Consider the following 14,614-nt stretch of genomic DNA (forward strand, 5'->3'; position numbering starts at 1 on the left):
GGTCGGCCGGTCTGGGGCCGGCCGTCGGTGGGTGGAGGGCAGGTCAGAGTCCGGCCGCGGCCTTGAGTCGCTCGGCGCGGTCGGTCTTCTCCCAGGGGAAGTCGTCGAGTTCGCGGCCGAAGTGGCCGTAGGCGGCCGTCTGGGAGTAGATCGGGCGCAGCAGGTCGAGGTCGCGGATGATGGCGGCCGGGCGCAGGTCGAAGACCTCGGAGATGGCCCGCTCGATGTCGGCCTGGGGGACGGATGCGGTGCCGAAGGTCTCGACGAACAGGCCGACCGGCTCGGCCTTGCCGATCGCGTAGGCGACCTGGACCTCGCAGCGGTCCGCGAGCCCGGCGGCGACGACGTTCTTGGCGACCCAGCGCATCGCGTAGGCGGCGCTGCGGTCCACCTTGGACGGGTCCTTGCCGGAGAAGGCGCCGCCGCCGTGGCGGGCGTAGCCACCGTACGTGTCGATGATGATCTTGCGGCCGGTCAGGCCGGCGTCGCCCATCGGACCGCCGATCTCGAACCGCCCGGTGGGGTTGACCAGGAGCCGGTAGCCCTCGGTCTCCAGCTTGATGCCGTCCTCGGCGAGGCCGTCGAGGACGTACTCCACGACGTGCTCCTGGATGTCGGGCGTGAGCAGCGAGCCCAGGTCGATGTCGCTCGCGTGCTGCGAGGAGACCACGACCGTGTCGAGCCGGACCGGGCGGCTGCCCTGGTACTCGATGGTGACCTGGGTCTTGCCGTCCGGGCGCAGGTAGGGGACGGTGCCGTTCTTGCGGACCTCGGTCAGGCGGCGCGAGAGGCGGTGGGCCAGCTCGATCGGCAGCGGCATCAGGTTCGGGGTCTCGTTGCTGGCGTAGCCGAACATCAGGCCCTGGTCCCCCGCGCCCTGCTGGTCGAGCTCGTCCCCCTTGCCTCCGGCAGAGGCGCCTTCCACCCGGTTCTCGTACGCCGTGTCGACGCCCTGCGCGATGTCCGGGGACTGTGCGCCGATGGAGACCGATACGCCGCAGGAAGCGCCGTCGAAGCCCTTGCTCGAGGAGTCGTAGCCGATCTCGAGGATCTTGTCGCGCACGAGCTGCGCGATCGGCGCGTACGCCTTGGTCGTGACCTCGCCGGCCACATGCACCTGGCCGGTGGTGATGAGCGTCTCGACGGCGACGCGGGACGTGGGGTCCTCGCGCAGCAGCGCGTCGAGAATGGTGTCACTGATCTGGTCGGCGATCTTGTCGGGGTGGCCCTCGGTCACGGACTCCGAGGTGAACAGGCGACGGGACATGGTTCTCCAGATTTCTTGTAGGAGGGATGAGGCGCGACGGGAGAACGGGGCACGGCGTTGCCACTCTCCTCGGAGTGACTCGCCTGCCACTCGCGCCTCGTCGGAGTGCCCGTACGCGGGCGGTTATGCCTGACTGGGCTCGTGCACGCGCGACTTCACGCCGCCACCTCCGCGTTGGCATGGTCGCCGACGAGCAGTTGATGTCCGGCGGCGGAACGGCCGATCCGCGCCCAGCGGCCGATGATCGAGTGGTCGAGGGCGGGGACGCCGTCGACGGCGGCGCCCTCCAGGAGGATCGAGTCGGCGACGGAGGAGTGCCGCAGAACGCAGTCGCGGCCGACGGAGACGTACGGCCCGACGGTGCACTGGGTCACGGTGCTCCCGGCGGCGATCACCAGCGGGCCCACCAGGTGGCTGCCGCGCACCCGGGCTCCCGGTTCGATCACGACCGGGCCGCTCAGGGTGCTGGCCGCGTCGATGTCCCCGTGCATGACGGACCCGGTCAGCCGTCCGAGCAGTTCGCGGTTGCAGTCGAGCAGGTCCTCCGCCTTCCCGGTGTCCTTCCAATAGCCGTCGTAGCATTCGGCGCGCACCAGCGCGCCGTCGTCGGCGAAGCGCTGGATGGCATCGGTGATCTCCAGTTCGCCGCGGCCGCTGGGGCACAGCCCGGTGACCGCCCGGTGGATCCGGGAGGTGAAGAAGTAGACGCCGAGCACAGCGAGGTCACTGGCGGGCTCGGCCGGCTTCTCGACCAGGCGGTGCACCCGGCCGTCGGCACCGACCTCGGCCACCCCGTAGGCACGCGGGTCGGCCACCGGCTGCACGAGGAGCAACGCGTCGGCGCGGTCGGCGGCGAAGGCCTTCGCCGCTTGCGCTATACCGTCCGCGAACACGTTGTCGGCCAGGTACATGACGAAGTCGTCGTCGCCGAGGAAGTCGGCAGCGAGCTGCACGCAGTGGGCGAGCCCCCGCGGCTGGTCCTGGTGCAGATAGGTGAGGTCGAGGCCGAACGCGGAACCGTCGCCGATCACCCCGGAGATCTCCGCGGCGTGCGTGCCGACGATGACGGCCGCCTCGGTGATGCCCGCGTCGCGGATGTTCTCCAGACAGTGCGCGAGCACGGGCTTGTTGGCCACGGGCAGCAGTTGTTTGGCGGTCGAGTGGGTGAAGGGGCGTAGCCGGGACCCCGTCCCCCCTGACAGTATGAGCGCCTTCATATTCCGTGAGTGTGCTGGTGGCTCCTCAAGGAAAGCTTGACGCAGCCCGGAGCGCCGGGCGCCCGGGCTGCCCCGAGGTGCCGGGCTCGATGGGCTTCCAGGCCGTCGTCGACCGGGCCTCGAGCGCGGGCATGGAGCATGCCCGCATGACCTCAACGAAGACCGCACCGCCTCCCACCGAGCTGGGGGACGCCTCCTTCGACCGGTGGCTGGACGAGCAGCGCCGCGGGCATCACCATTCCGTGCGGCGCGCGCCGCTCGACACCCTGCCCAGCTGGCGCTTCTGCCGGGAAACCGGCGACCTGGTGCACGCATCCGGCCGCTTCTTCTCCGTCTCCGGGCTGCGCGCCACCACTGACTTCGACGCCGCCGGGCAACGGCCGCTCACCTGGTCCCAGCCCGTCATCGTGCAGCGCGAGGTCGGGCTGCTCGGCATGCTGCTCAAGGAATCCCGCGGCGAGGTGCACTGCCTGTTGCAGGCCAAGACGGAGCCGGGCAACCTCAACGGACTGCAGCTGTCGCCGACCGTGCAGGCCACCCGCAGCAACTTCACGGGCGTGCACCGGGGCCGTCCCGTGCCGTACACGGAGTACTTCACCGGGGACCGGCGCGGCGGGCGGGTGCTCGCCGACTCGCTCCAGTCCGAACAGGGCTGGTGGTTCCTGCACAAGCGGAACCGCAACGTGGTCGTCATGACGGACGAAGACGTGCCCGCTCGCGACGGGTTCCGCTGGCTGTCGCTGCGTCAGGTCGGCGCACTGTTGCTCCGCGACCACCTGGTGAACATGGACAGCCGCACGGTCCTGTCGACGCTGCCGCGGGAGCAGATCGCGCATCGCGGCGGGCCGCCGGGCCCGGTGGGCGAGGACGACGCGCTCCACTCGTTCTCCGAGGTGCTCTCGGTCCTTGCCGACGCCCGGTTCAGGTACGAACTGACCCAGGAGCAGGTTCCGTTGCGGAAGGTCCTGGAGGACGCCACGAGCCCGTGGGCACGGACCGGGGACGGCGTCATCAGGCGACCCGACGGCCGGCATTTCACGGTGCTCGGTGTGACCGTTCAGGCGCAGGCGCGCGAGGTGGCCAGCTGGTCCCAGCCGCTGCTCGCCCCGGTGGCGGGGCTCGCCGGGCTGCTCGTGCGGCGCATCGACGGACTGCCGCACGTGCTGCTGCGGGCCCGGGTCGAAGCGGGCAGCCTGAACGTGGCCGAGTTCGGGCCCACGGTGCAGTGCTCGACGCGTCATCTGCACGGACGGGGCGCGCGCCGCCCCAAGTTCCTGGACACGCTGCTCGCGCCGCGCGCCGGGCGGGTGCTGTTCGACACCGAGCAGTGCGAGGAGGGCGGGCGCTTCCACCACGCGGTGACCCGCAACCTGATCGTCGAGCTGGCCGGGGACGACGAGGTGGCCGGGGGCGACAGGGCGGCCTGGGCAGTCACTCGCGACCTGCCACCGGACTTCTGCTGGGTGTCGGTGCCGCAGGTGCAGGCGCTACTGCGGCACGGCAACCACCTGAACGTACAGGCCCGTTGCCTGATGACGGCCCTGACGCTGGCGACGCGTTGGCTTGAGTCCTGACTCGATCGGGACGGGGAACCTTCAGCGAGTCAGGTCAAGAGGTCGGCACCCGACCCGGGAAAATTACCTGACCGGCTGGCTCAGGAACTCGCCGGCCTGTCAGCAACCGCATCAATGCCCGACGCCCGCAGTTTGCGGGCCAGGAACTCCATCTCAGGCATCGTGCCTGAGTGGGCTCCCGCCACGACCTCGCTCAGCACGGACCTGATCTCGCTCAGGCCGAGGCCAAGCTCTGCCCGCAGAACGCGCATGATTGCCGCGTTCCTCGCCCATGGATCTACCCGCAGGCGGGCTGGTCCGTGCTCGGAGAGCAGCTGGCCCCGCAGTTCGGCGGGTAGTTCACCACCACATGCAGCCACCTCGAACCCGCAGGCCGGGCACCTGCATGCCGTGTCCCAGCGCAAGGACCCGTTCACCAGCGCTTGAACGCCCCTCGTTCGGCGCTCCGCGCCTCACATGGGCTCGACCAGAGCCGCTCGCCATTGCGGGCGCGGATCAGCCCCAAGACTCGTCCAGTACTCCCGGCCGCGCACGATCCGCCCCTGCTGGACGGTCCAGAACGAGGCCGCGCGGAACACGCCAAGCTCGTCATGTGGCACCTCGACCTCCGAGACCGCCTCGCTGCCGTCGGCCACGATGCGCAGGACCCGAATCGACCAGCCCCCCGGGTACGAGCTGTTCACCGCGACGAAGTTCTTGTTGCCGACGATGCGTTCCCCGCTGACCGGCCACTCGATCACGGCGTCTTCTGCGACCAGGCCGGCGACAGCCGCCCAATCGCGCGCCTGGATCCGATCCCACAATGCCTCGATCACTTCCGAAGACTCCATGCGGGCACCTTGGCATGAGCCACTGACACCCGGCCCTGAGGTCGGGCCCAGGACGACCTGCACCGCCGCCCCCTGGAGCCGTACCCTTACTGATGCCACAGGCAAGGTGCACCGCTTCTAAGATCGACCGGCCGCAGGACGACAACAGGTGGGGGGCTCCACCTGATGCACGAGGAACTCTTCGACGAGCTCGCGCTCAAGGGCTTCAAGGTCTCTGCAGGCCAGCTCGGTGAGAACATCACCACGCGCGGGGTAGACCTGATGGGCCTGCCCACCGGCGCTCTGCTCCACCTCGGAGAGCAGGCGGTGCTTGAGGTGACGGGACTGCGCAACCCGTGCTCGAAGATCAACGACTTCCGCAAGGGGCTGCTCGGCGAGGTCTTCGCCATGGACCCCGTGTCCGGCGAGTTCACGTTCAAGAGTGGCGTCATGGCTGTGGTCCGCCGCGGAGGGATCGTCCGCCCCGACGATGCCGTCCAGGTCGGACCCCCGCCCCTCCCCCACCGCCCGCTGGAACGGTTCTGGATTCTTGTTCCCTACGAGGAGAGAGCCAAGCTCAGGCCGCCGACGCGGCCCCCCGGCTGCCGACGCCCAGGCGGGCCAAGCGGTCCGCGAGGAGCCCACTCACGCGCTTGTTCTGGTCGACAAGGAAGAAGTGGCCTCCCGGGAACACCTGGAGCTCTGTCAGGCCGGTGGTGTGCTCTTCCCAGGCCGTCGCCTCGTCGATCGAAACCCGAGGATCGCTGTCCCCGGTCAGCACCGTCACCGGGCACGTCAGCTTCCGGCCCGGTGCGTGGCGGTAGTTCTCCACGGCGTGGTAGTCACCGCGGATCGCGGGCATGACCAGCTCCCGCATCTCCGGGTCGGCGAGCAGCTCCACGTTGGGGCCGCCCAGCCTGCGTACCTCGGCCAGGAGTTGCGCGTCCGTCCCCAGGTGGAGCCGTTCGTCGCGGTCACGGGACGGGGCCCGCCTGCCGGAGGCGAAGAACCGTACGGGCGCGGGAAGGCCGACGTCCTGAAGGCGCAGCGCGATCTCGTAGCCGAGGACGGCGCCCATGCTGTGCCCGAACAGGGCGAGGGGCCGGTCGTCGAGGTGGCGTACCGCCTCCAAGATCTGGTCGGCCAGCTCGGGGACGCTGCTGACGCTCGGCTCGTGGTAGCGGTCCTGCCGACCCGGGTACTGGACCGCCAGCACGTCCACCTCGGGCGCGAGCGCCTTGGACAGCGGTACGTAGAAGCTCGCGGACCCGCCGGCGTGCGGTAGGCACAGCAGGCGGGCACGCGCGTCCGACGCCGGATGGAATCGGCGGACCCATGTTCCGAATTGCACCGGTGCTTGAGGCACGGCCAGAAGTTCCTTTCGGGAAGCGTCCTTTGGCACGCGACCTTCATGGTCGTGCCACTGTGGTGCACCCAGCTTTAATTGCGCGCACTCGAGCTTCGCTGGAGTGGCGCGACTGGTCTCACCGGCGCGGCGGCATCGACCTCAGGCGTCCCTGCGCCCCGGCAGGTACTGATCGAGCACGATTGCCAGGAACTTCGTGTGGTCCGGGAGCCCCGACTCGGCCACGAGCCCGTCGATGACCGCGCGCTGCGCCCGAGTCGGCTTGTACTGGAGCTGTACGGGCCCCAGGCCGCGCAGGTCCGTGTTGTCGGGCGCCACGGCGAACAGCTTGGACTGGAACTTGGGCGCCCTGCGCGCGTCCTCGACGACCTGGGCGAGCCCCTTCTCGACCGCCGCCTCCACGGCGAGGAACACGATCTGCGTGTGTGTCAGATCGCTCTGCTTGCCCAGCTTCCGGAAGCGGTTGGCGACGTTCGTCGAGACGTAGAAGCCGGCCGGCTTGGCGGTGTCCGCGTCGTTGACCGCCGGCGGCGGCTCTTCGGCCAACTCGCGCGTCGGCGACGGCACGACGGCCACGGGCGCCACCGGAGCAGGGTGCGGCTGCACCGGAGCGGCGGCCGGCGCCGAGGTCTGCGGGGTGGCCCAGCCCGCGAGCGCGTTGGACGACGCCGCTCCCCCGCTGAACAGGTTGCCGACGCCCTCGTCGGACATGGTCTGCTCGTCGTCCTTGTCCACGTTGGCCTTCTTGTTCTTCGGCGGTGTCATGCCGCGGCTTCCTTCCTCAGTTCGAGCGCCCTGGCGAACATCTCTTCGGTGAATCCTTCGTAGTCTGCGGAAAGCCCCTCGGCGGTCTCGGGAATCGAGCGATCGCCGTTCGCCCGGCGCTCCGCCAGTTCCTGCACCAGGAGTCCGCGCTTGCGCACGAGCCGCGCCACCGACTCCGTGTGCCCGATCAGATGCTTGAACATGTGGGCCTCCTCGCCCAGCACCTTCTGCACCTGGCGCCGCACGTCGGCGTGGATACCGGTGTACGTGCGCCCGGTATCGAAGAGCAGTACCCCAAGAAGCGCGATGTGCGGGTTGATCCGGCTGACGAACTTGACGTACGAGAACTCGAGCCCGATCTGCGCGAGGCCGTCCTCCGCGCCGCCGTCGCTCTTCACAGGGATGACCAGCCAGCGCGAGGCGGAGAGTGCGAGGCGCTGCAGCGACGGGTTTTCCGGCGGGGTGTCGAGAATGATGATCTGGTACCTGTGCGCGATCGGCAGCAGGCACATCAGCAGCCGCAGATAAGCGTGCGGGCCTTCCTTTGCGAGCATCGTGTGAAAGAAGATCCCGAACTCGTCGCCGAGCGCGGGGCCACCCATCACGACGTCGAGGTTCTCCCGGACGTTCTCGCGCGGCGTGAGCGGCGCACCGGTCCGCAGCGATTCGAGCAGCCCCGCTCCCCCATCGTTCCACTCGGCCCGCTTGTACCCGAGTTCGCGCGCGATGTTGCCCTGCGCGTTGCAGTCGATGATGAGCGTCCGCAGACCGCTGCGCGCCGCCTTGCCCGCGGCGTTCGCGGAGACGGAGGACTTGCCGACGCCGCCCTTGCCGTTGCCGAACATGAAGATGTGCGACAGCGACCCCCAGGGGATGCCGGGCTGCTGCGCCTGCGCGTCAGGTGCTTCGAAGGGGCTGGCCATGGGTCCTCACTCTGCTTCAGGCCGGGACGAGATGTGTCCTATTTGAGGTGGTTCGGGTAGCGAAAAGTTCGCTCAGAACGATCCTGCGCTCCGCAGGGTCCCAAGAGAGGGTCTGGGTAGGGTCCGAGGGTGCCGATCAGGCCCTGGAATCGGCCCTCGAGCCTCTGTCCTGCAGGTCAACCGAGCATCTCGGGATGGGATACAAGCAGAGGCGAACACGATTGCGAACGTTGTGTCCCTGACCGCCTGGAACGCGTAGGCCTTCGTTTCCGTACGCGTCAACTGCCGCGCGAAGACACCACCTGACACCTCCATCAGGACAGTCACCTCCAAAGCAGTCGTGTCACAAGGGAGTGTGCAGACTACCAAGGAGATCAACGCTCCCGTCTACCGACACACCATCATACGGGCAAGCTGCCACGGAGTTGAACGGGCCAGGGTGCCTGTCGGCACGTGCCAGTGCGAGCCCGCAGCACTTCCTGTAGCCGCATCAGTGAGCAGTTCACCAGGCATGTCGGCTGTGGTTCCTACGAGCGCTCCAACCCGCTTGCAACTAGCCGGGCATCTGTCGCGGCACGCGAGCATGTCCGCCAGGAACTCGACTTGGGTACAGGCTCGTCTGCCTGCCCTGGCACCTGGTTACCTGCGGACAGCGAGGCAGGGTGGCAGGTCTGCCTCGCTGCTGGCCGACTCCCGTACCCAGTGGCAGGGCTACGGACCTGCCGCCAGTCAAGTCGGCAATTCGGCCGTGAGATTGACAGAGAGACTGACACCCGCATCGGTGCGTGAATCTATGCCAGTCCATGCACATAGGCCTGCGAACAGACCAACTCGGGACCCTGCCCCTCTTCAAGTCTCGCGCCCGGCAGAGCATCTTACTGGAGTGCCCACACGTCACCAATGAGCCAAGCCTGCCGAGTGCCCGGCAGAGAGACCGGCCTCCAGTTCCACCTACATACCGGTCTACGCCCGGACTGCGAGCCCTGTCACCACGCCGGTCGGCATATATGTGGGGATCCAGGCCGACCTGTGGGCACACACGCCTAGAGAGAGGCAATCCTGTGTCCGGATAGACATGCCTGCCGTTAGCCTGGCCTGTGAACGGGTGGCGAAGCAGGTGGCGACACAGATAGGCCGACGGGTCGGCGTCCCCGCCGCTAGGCAGGTCAGGGAACAAACCAGCAGCTCGGCGGACTACTCCACTCGCTGCCGGGTCACCCTGCCAGCACAGGTACTCGTCTACACCCTGACCCATCGACTGGCCTGCAAACAGACATAGGTACAGGCCTTGTCGAACACCTCGAAGCAGGCCTGCACCCCTGCGCACACAAAGGCCTTGTTCAGCACCTCGATCACTACCTAGCTCCACATCTGCAGGATGACCTTCAAGCAAGTCGACCTCCAGGCGAGGAGAAGGGGACGTGGACACACCTTTGTACCTAGTTGCACGCAAGCTTGGGGAGATGTTTGCAGAGATGTTTATTCTGCCTGGCCAGAGGCCAATTTCTACCCCAAGAAGCCAAGCAAAAGCATAGTTGATGACGGACTCTCTCGCCTCCCTCATGGGCCACGACTCGCTACTCCCATCGGCTCGCTTCGACCCCGTACTCCTCCGGCACCTCAAGTGAGTGTGCTCCGCAGACCCCATCCGCGATGCCCGCTTTACCGCAGAGCATTGAACGATCCGTTCCACGACGAAAGACACCAGGGTGCCATCACTACTCCTGCTGATGCCGATCACCGGCGGCGCCTGGTGCCGCCACCCTCACGCTCACGCGTCTTGCCGCATCATCTTCGCGATCAGCATGCTGCGCGGCACCAAAGGTGTCCGGTGCGTCTTGACTGCGTACCCGAGCATCACAGTTCACGCTGCAGCGGGGGCAGTCATGGTTCGGTCGCACGCCTCGCCCAGCACCACCTTCATAATTGCGGGGTACGGACAACGAGCAGCGTCACGAGTACAACCGCCGACGGCTGATCGATACCGACGTGCAGGCAGACAGAGCCTACGCAGCGCTCGTTCCCCTAGCGTGAAACCGGGGGAGTAGCCCGGGGTCGACCCTCACCACCCAGGACTCGTACTGCCTCATCATCCTTGCCGGCCGAGCTCCTCCAGCGATCCGGGAACGGTCACGTGCTCGCCACTCGGTCCATGCGGCTCACCAGCTCTCTCCACTGATCACGGTGGCCTCCAAAAGTCAACGCCGTATCCCTGATGCCGCATCGGCACGCCACTGCGCGAACCTGTTCCTGACACTAGTTCGACCTGTGACCACGGCCCTGGCTACAGGACCAGAGGGCAGGCACAAGCAGCCCACGTGGTGCATGGTTGAGCGAGCAGTCCGCGGTGTGGCGTAGTCGAGGAGTCAATGCTCCTGCTCAACTGCGGGGCAATGACGAGCCACGTGTCCTGTCCGGACTCGCCGGCCTCAACCGGCGTCGGCGCGCGGCACGGCCCACCTCTACGCCCTCGGTGCCGCCGCGTCTTGGGGTCAGCGCCCACGGGGACGAGAGGGTTGGCGGCGTGGGACGGATCACTCGCCCAGCACCTCTCGTCGCTCCGCGCGTGCCCTGGGGGAGTGGAAGGCTCCTCCGGCCAAGTGCTCGTCCAGTTCGTCTCGCCGGGCAGTCCGCCCCCCTCGTCCTCGGCGGCACACGCGACAGGGGGCTCGTTCTCCCCAGGGGCGCCATGCTTCACCACCCGGCGGCCGGGTGGGAGCGTCTACGCCGTGCCAGGTTGATGCGGCGGAACCTGTCTGTTCTCGCGTAAACCCGTCTGTCGGCGTGATGCGAGCTCCTGCCGTGAACTCAGCGAAAGGCCGGGCAGGCAGAGGCAGGCGCCTGCTCGGGGGAGGGCTATGAGAGGTCAGACCTTATGGAGATTGCTCTGCCCAGCGGTTTCACAGCACCTGGAGACTGCCCGCACACCGCGTCCCAACGGCCGGGGCTCAGAAGCCTCGACGCGCAGCCTCGGGGAGCGAGGGCGGGGGAGTGCCACCGGCAAGAAGGCGGCCTGCAGACCAGGGACGACCTCTGGCGATGCCTTTGACGACACGCACCAGGAGTCGCCAGAACCCGGATTTCGCCGGATCCGACGCGGCGGCTCAATCGCGCTGACAGAATTCGTTGAACGTTGCAGTACATGCTTCAGTCGTTCGAGGGTTGCTTGAGAGTCGCTTGAGCAGCTCCGCCGGTTCGTGAGTCGCTGCCGCCTGAGGACGCGTTGGGGCACAGCGACTGACGGCCAGCTGCTGAGCGCACTTCGATCGCTGTTCAGTAGCTGGGAGAAAACGCAGGTCAGAGACGCCTGCAGGACTGGTTAGCGACTGAAGCGACTCAACTGGTCCATATATGAAGCCGTCTAGGTGTACTCGTGTGCGTCATAGATAGAGACCTTCAGTCGCTTCAGTCGCTGTTTGGGTCTGCACATGTCTCTGACCAGCGGGTTTTCAGAGCTGGTCTGGAGCGACTGAAAGCCGCTCAGTAGCTGCGCCGTGTCCCGTCAGTCGCTGGCTGCTCATCAGGCTGTTCTTGTCGACACGGCCAACACGACTCTTTGACCGTGCCCACCGGCCCCGCCCGACACTTTCGCTAGTCTGTGTCTGTTGTTGAGTCGCTTCGGTCGCTGATAGGAGATGCTGTGCCCCCTGAGCTGCGCTTTCCCCCCAGCGACTCATGTCCTGCCCTCGAACCCTCGGCCGCTGCCTCCCCGTTGGCCACGGCTTTGTGGTGCGCCCGCCGGGGCTGGCCGGTGCACCCTCTGACACCGGGCCGTAAGACGCCTGCACGTAACTGCGACCACTGCCGCAACACCTCCCACACACCGGCCGATTGCCCCTGCTTGCCCGCAGGTCGCTGGTGCCACGGCTTCCACGCCGCCACCCTCGACCAGCGTCGTATCCAGAGATGGTGGACGACACAGCCGGACTTCGGCGTAGGCGTGGCCTGCGGGCCCGCAGGCCTGGTCGTCGTGGACGTCGACGCCCACAGCGCGCCTCCCCCCGGCCGCCACCGGATCCTTCCGGGCATCCCCATCGCCGAGCACATCGACCTCACCGGCCTCGCCACGGGCTACCACTCGCTGGCAGTCCTGGCCGCGCTGCGCGACCAGCCCAGCCCTGCCGAGGACGCCTCCACCTTGCGTGTGCGCACCCCCTCGGGCGGACTGCACGTCTGGTACCGGGCAGAGGACTCCTGCCGCTGGCAGTGCTCCACCGGCTCCGGCCAGGGCCGTGCCCTCGCGTGGCAGGTCGACATCAGGGCCCAGGGCGGCTACATCATCGCCCCCGGCACCACGACCGGCGTCGGCACCTACACTCCCGTCGGAGAGGTCCGGGAACCGGCAGCGCTGCCCCAATGGCTGGCCCAGGAACTGGAACGCACCGGACACCTGCCCGCACCCAACATCCCCGCTCCCCGCCCCGTCCCGCCGCGTGCCCAGCAGGCGGCGGTGGCCGCCGGGGGAGGACGTAACCGCGCCCTTCACACCCTCGCCGCGGTCCTGGCACCGGTCCAGGAGTGCGGCCGCGTGCCCGAAGGCGCGGGCTTCTCCGACGCCCTCAACCGGGCAGCCTTCACCCTCGGCGGCTTGATCGGCGCCGGCAGGCTGTCCCGCGAGTCGGCCGAGCACGCCTTGCGCGAGGCCGCCGCGGCCGCTCGCCCGGGGCAGGAGAGGCGTTCGGAACAGATCATCGTCAGCGGACTGACCGCAGGCCTCAAGCGGCCCCTCTACGCCGACGGAGGATGCCTGTGACCTCACCCATCCCCAGCGACGACACACTCTTCGGCTTCGACTCCGCCGCTGTGGCCGCCCAGATCCGTGAAGCCGGTGCCGTCCCCCTGCCCGCCCAGGCCGACGCCTCCTCGTCGGGCCTGCCGGTGTCGGTGGATGGGTTGTTGCCTGACACGTTGTCTGATCGGGGTAACGCGAAGCTGTTTGTGAAGTTGTATGCCAATGATTACCGGCATGTTCCGGGGATCGGCTGGTATCGGTGGGACACCACGCGGTGGCAGATTGATGAGGACGACACGGTGGTGTGGGCGGCCGGTGACCTCGCGGAGAACATCGCCTCGCATGACGCCAGGGGCCTGTTCACCACGACGGCTCTGCAGCAGCACCGCCGGCGCGCGCTGTCGACCACGGGGATGAACGCGATGCTCACGCAGGCGAAGTCCGCTCCGGGCATGGTCCTGAACGCGGCGCGCCTGGACGCCGATCCCTATGCGCTGTGCACCCCCCAGGGCATCGTCGACCTGCGCACCAGCCTCATCAAAACCCCTGACCCCAACAAGGACTTCCACTCCCGTTCGACCACCGTGGGCCCCCAGCATGTGAACACCCCGCGCTGGAACCGTTTCCTGTCCGACACCTTCGGCGACGACGCCGAGGGCCGGGAAATGATCGACTTCCTGCAGCTGCTGCTGGGCTACTCCATCACCGGCGACGTCGGCGGCCAGGTCCTGCCCTTCCTTTTCGGCGCGGGCAAGAACGGCAAGTCCGTCCTGCTCGACGTCCTGATGAAACTCCTGGGCGACTACGCGGACGCGGCCCCGCCCGGCTTCCTCATGGCCCGCCCCTACGAAGGCCACCCCACCGACCTCGCCGAACTCCACGGCCGCCGCGTGATCGTGTGCAGCGAGGTCAAACACGGCGACAAATTCGACGAGGCCCGCGTCAAACTCCTCACCGGCGGCGACCGGATCAAAGCCCGCCGCATGCGCCAGGACTTCTTCAGCTTCCAGCCCACCCACAAACTCTGGCTGCTGGGCAACCACCGCCCCGAAGTCGGCACCGGCGGCTTCGCCTTCTGGCGCCGCATGCGACTCATCCCCTTCGAACGAGTCGTCTCCGACGAACGCAAGATCGACAACCTCGCCGACATCCTCGTCACCGAAGAAGGCTCCGGAATCCTGGGCTGGCTCATCGACGGCGCCCGCCGCTACCTTGCGGGAGAACGCGACCTCACCGGCCCCGAACGCGTCCGCATCGCCACCACCGCCTACGCCGAGACCGAAGACCACACCGGACGCTTCTTCGAGGAGTGCTGCACCCTGGCCCCCGACCACCGCGCCGAACAGACCAGCCTCTACACCGCCTACAAAGCCTGGTGCCACAATGAGGGCGCACCCCCCATGTCCTCACGCGCTTTCGCGGCACGCGCCCGTGAGCTGGCTGGACTTGCCTCCCCCAAGGAGATGGTCTTGTCCAATCAGCGCAAGTACTACCCGGGCATCGGACTGATCACCGACGAGGAAGGGGAAGCAAGGCGATGAGCTCCCTAATCACCGAGGACGAGATCAGCCACGAGGCCGAACTCGTCTGGCTGGAAGACATCACCGACCTCGACTACGTACGCCAGAGCCTCGATCGGCTCCCGACCCGTCGCGGCAAACCCGCGTACCACCGTGACGGACGGATGGTCGGCTATGCCCTCCTTGGCCCTCAAGCCAAGGCGTCCCGTTCCTCAGGCACCTTCCGTCGCCGCGTTTTCTGGCTGCTGCCCCATGACCGCGACAGTGCCCCCGATGGCCTCTACGCCACCGGTGCGCCGGCCGAGGCCGTGGACCCGCGCACACTCGCCGCACGGGTCAAGGGCTACAAGACGGAGCGGTCCGAGGGCGGACCGCCGTCGAGGGCCATGCAGGAACTGGACATAACGCTGCCGTCACAGGCCTGAGCCGCCGGGCACTCAG

The 14,614-nt window shown here is 67.8% G+C and carries 11 protein-coding genes and 1 pseudogene; 6 read left to right on the forward strand and 6 right to left on the reverse strand.

Annotated features, from left to right (window positions below):
* Positions 1-43: 43 nt before the first annotated feature.
* Both metK and OG609_RS45310 read right to left on the reverse strand, forming a co-directional pair.
* Positions 44-1,267 (reverse strand): methionine adenosyltransferase, encoded by a 1,224-nt coding sequence (metK, locus tag OG609_RS45305; RefSeq protein WP_327278573.1) that lies wholly within the window; start codon positions 1,265-1,267, stop codon positions 44-46.
* Between the two features lie 155 nt (positions 1,268-1,422).
* Entirely contained in the window at positions 1,423-2,484 is a 1,062-nt protein-coding gene (locus OG609_RS45310) for a glucose-1-phosphate thymidylyltransferase (protein WP_327278574.1), read from the reverse strand.
* A gap of 146 nt (positions 2,485-2,630) precedes the next feature.
* On the opposite strand from OG609_RS45310, the gene OG609_RS45315 reads away from it, so the two are divergent.
* Positions 2,631-4,058, forward strand: a complete 1,428-nt coding sequence (locus OG609_RS45315; protein ID WP_327278575.1) for an NDP-hexose 2,3-dehydratase family protein — start codon at positions 2,631-2,633, stop codon at positions 4,056-4,058.
* 170 nt (positions 4,059-4,228) lie between these two features.
* Positions 4,229-4,396 carry a hypothetical protein gene (locus OG609_RS45320; RefSeq protein WP_327278576.1) on the forward strand — a complete coding sequence of 56 codons (168 nt, stop codon included), beginning with the start codon at positions 4,229-4,231 and terminating at the stop codon, positions 4,394-4,396.
* 114 nt (positions 4,397-4,510) lie between these two features.
* Here OG609_RS45320 and OG609_RS45325 read toward each other — a convergent pair whose 3' ends face one another.
* Positions 4,511-4,888 (reverse strand): nuclear transport factor 2 family protein, encoded by a 378-nt coding sequence (locus tag OG609_RS45325; RefSeq protein ID WP_327278577.1) that lies wholly within the window; start codon positions 4,886-4,888, stop codon positions 4,511-4,513.
* Positions 4,889-5,044: 156 nt separating this feature from the next.
* Between OG609_RS45325 and OG609_RS45330 the strand changes: the two are divergent.
* Positions 5,045-5,407 (forward strand): annotated as a pseudogene (locus tag OG609_RS45330) (MOSC domain-containing protein); the annotation flags it as partial.
* 37 nt (positions 5,408-5,444) lie between these two features.
* Here the strand turns inward: OG609_RS45330 and OG609_RS45335 are convergent.
* The 3 genes from OG609_RS45335 to OG609_RS45345 form a co-directional block, all read right to left on the reverse strand.
* On the reverse strand, positions 5,445-6,233 hold the full coding sequence (locus OG609_RS45335; RefSeq protein WP_327278578.1) for a thioesterase II family protein: 789 nt from the start codon (positions 6,231-6,233) through the stop codon (positions 5,445-5,447).
* A gap of 141 nt (positions 6,234-6,374) precedes the next feature.
* Positions 6,375-6,998, reverse strand: a complete 624-nt coding sequence (locus OG609_RS45340) for a hypothetical protein (protein WP_327278579.1) — start codon at positions 6,996-6,998, stop codon at positions 6,375-6,377.
* Entirely contained in the window at positions 6,995-7,921 is a 927-nt protein-coding gene (locus OG609_RS45345; RefSeq protein WP_327278580.1) for a ParA family protein, read from the reverse strand. The genes OG609_RS45340 and OG609_RS45345 overlap by 4 nt, the downstream gene beginning before the upstream one ends.
* A 3,640-nt stretch (positions 7,922-11,561) precedes the next feature.
* Here OG609_RS45345 and OG609_RS45350 point away from each other — a divergent pair.
* From OG609_RS45350 to OG609_RS45360, 3 genes are read left to right on the forward strand one after another with little or no spacing between them, the layout of a single operon-like run.
* Positions 11,562-12,674, forward strand: coding sequence for a bifunctional DNA primase/polymerase (locus OG609_RS45350; protein WP_382909504.1), 1,113 nt, complete (start codon positions 11,562-11,564; stop codon positions 12,672-12,674).
* Positions 12,671-14,194, forward strand: coding sequence for a DNA primase family protein (locus OG609_RS45355; RefSeq protein WP_327278581.1), 1,524 nt, complete (start codon positions 12,671-12,673; stop codon positions 14,192-14,194). The genes OG609_RS45350 and OG609_RS45355 overlap by 4 nt, the downstream gene beginning before the upstream one ends.
* Positions 14,191-14,598 (forward strand): DUF6009 family protein, encoded by a 408-nt coding sequence (locus tag OG609_RS45360; protein ID WP_327278582.1) that lies wholly within the window; start codon positions 14,191-14,193, stop codon positions 14,596-14,598. Before OG609_RS45355 ends, OG609_RS45360 begins: the two co-directional genes overlap by 4 nt.
* Positions 14,599-14,614: the final 16 nt, after the last annotated feature.

It is taken from the genome of Streptomyces sp. NBC_01224 (genome assembly GCF_036002945.1).
Lineage (GTDB): Bacteria > Actinomycetota > Actinomycetes > Streptomycetales > Streptomycetaceae > Streptomyces.

Bases quoted from the DNA above. Each gene is read 5' to 3' on its own strand.
- OG609_RS45340 (WP_327278579.1), bottom strand. From the start codon at position 6,998: ATGACACCGCCGAAGAACAAGAAGGCCAACGTGGACAAGGACGACGAG.
- OG609_RS45325 (WP_327278577.1), bottom strand. From the start codon at position 4,888: ATGGAGTCTTCGGAAGTGATCGAGGCATTGTGGGATCGGATCCAGGCG.
- OG609_RS45310 (WP_327278574.1), bottom strand. From the start codon at position 2,484: ATGAAGGCGCTCATACTGTCAGGGGGGACGGGGTCCCGGCTACGCCCC.
- OG609_RS45345 (WP_327278580.1), bottom strand. From the start codon at position 7,921: ATGGCCAGCCCCTTCGAAGCACCTGACGCGCAGGCGCAGCAGCCCGGC.
- metK (WP_327278573.1), bottom strand. From the start codon at position 1,267: ATGTCCCGTCGCCTGTTCACCTCGGAGTCCGTGACCGAGGGCCACCCC.
- OG609_RS45315 (WP_327278575.1), top strand. From the start codon at position 2,631: ATGACCTCAACGAAGACCGCACCGCCTCCCACCGAGCTGGGGGACGCC.
- OG609_RS45360 (WP_327278582.1), top strand. From the start codon at position 14,191: ATGAGCTCCCTAATCACCGAGGACGAGATCAGCCACGAGGCCGAACTC.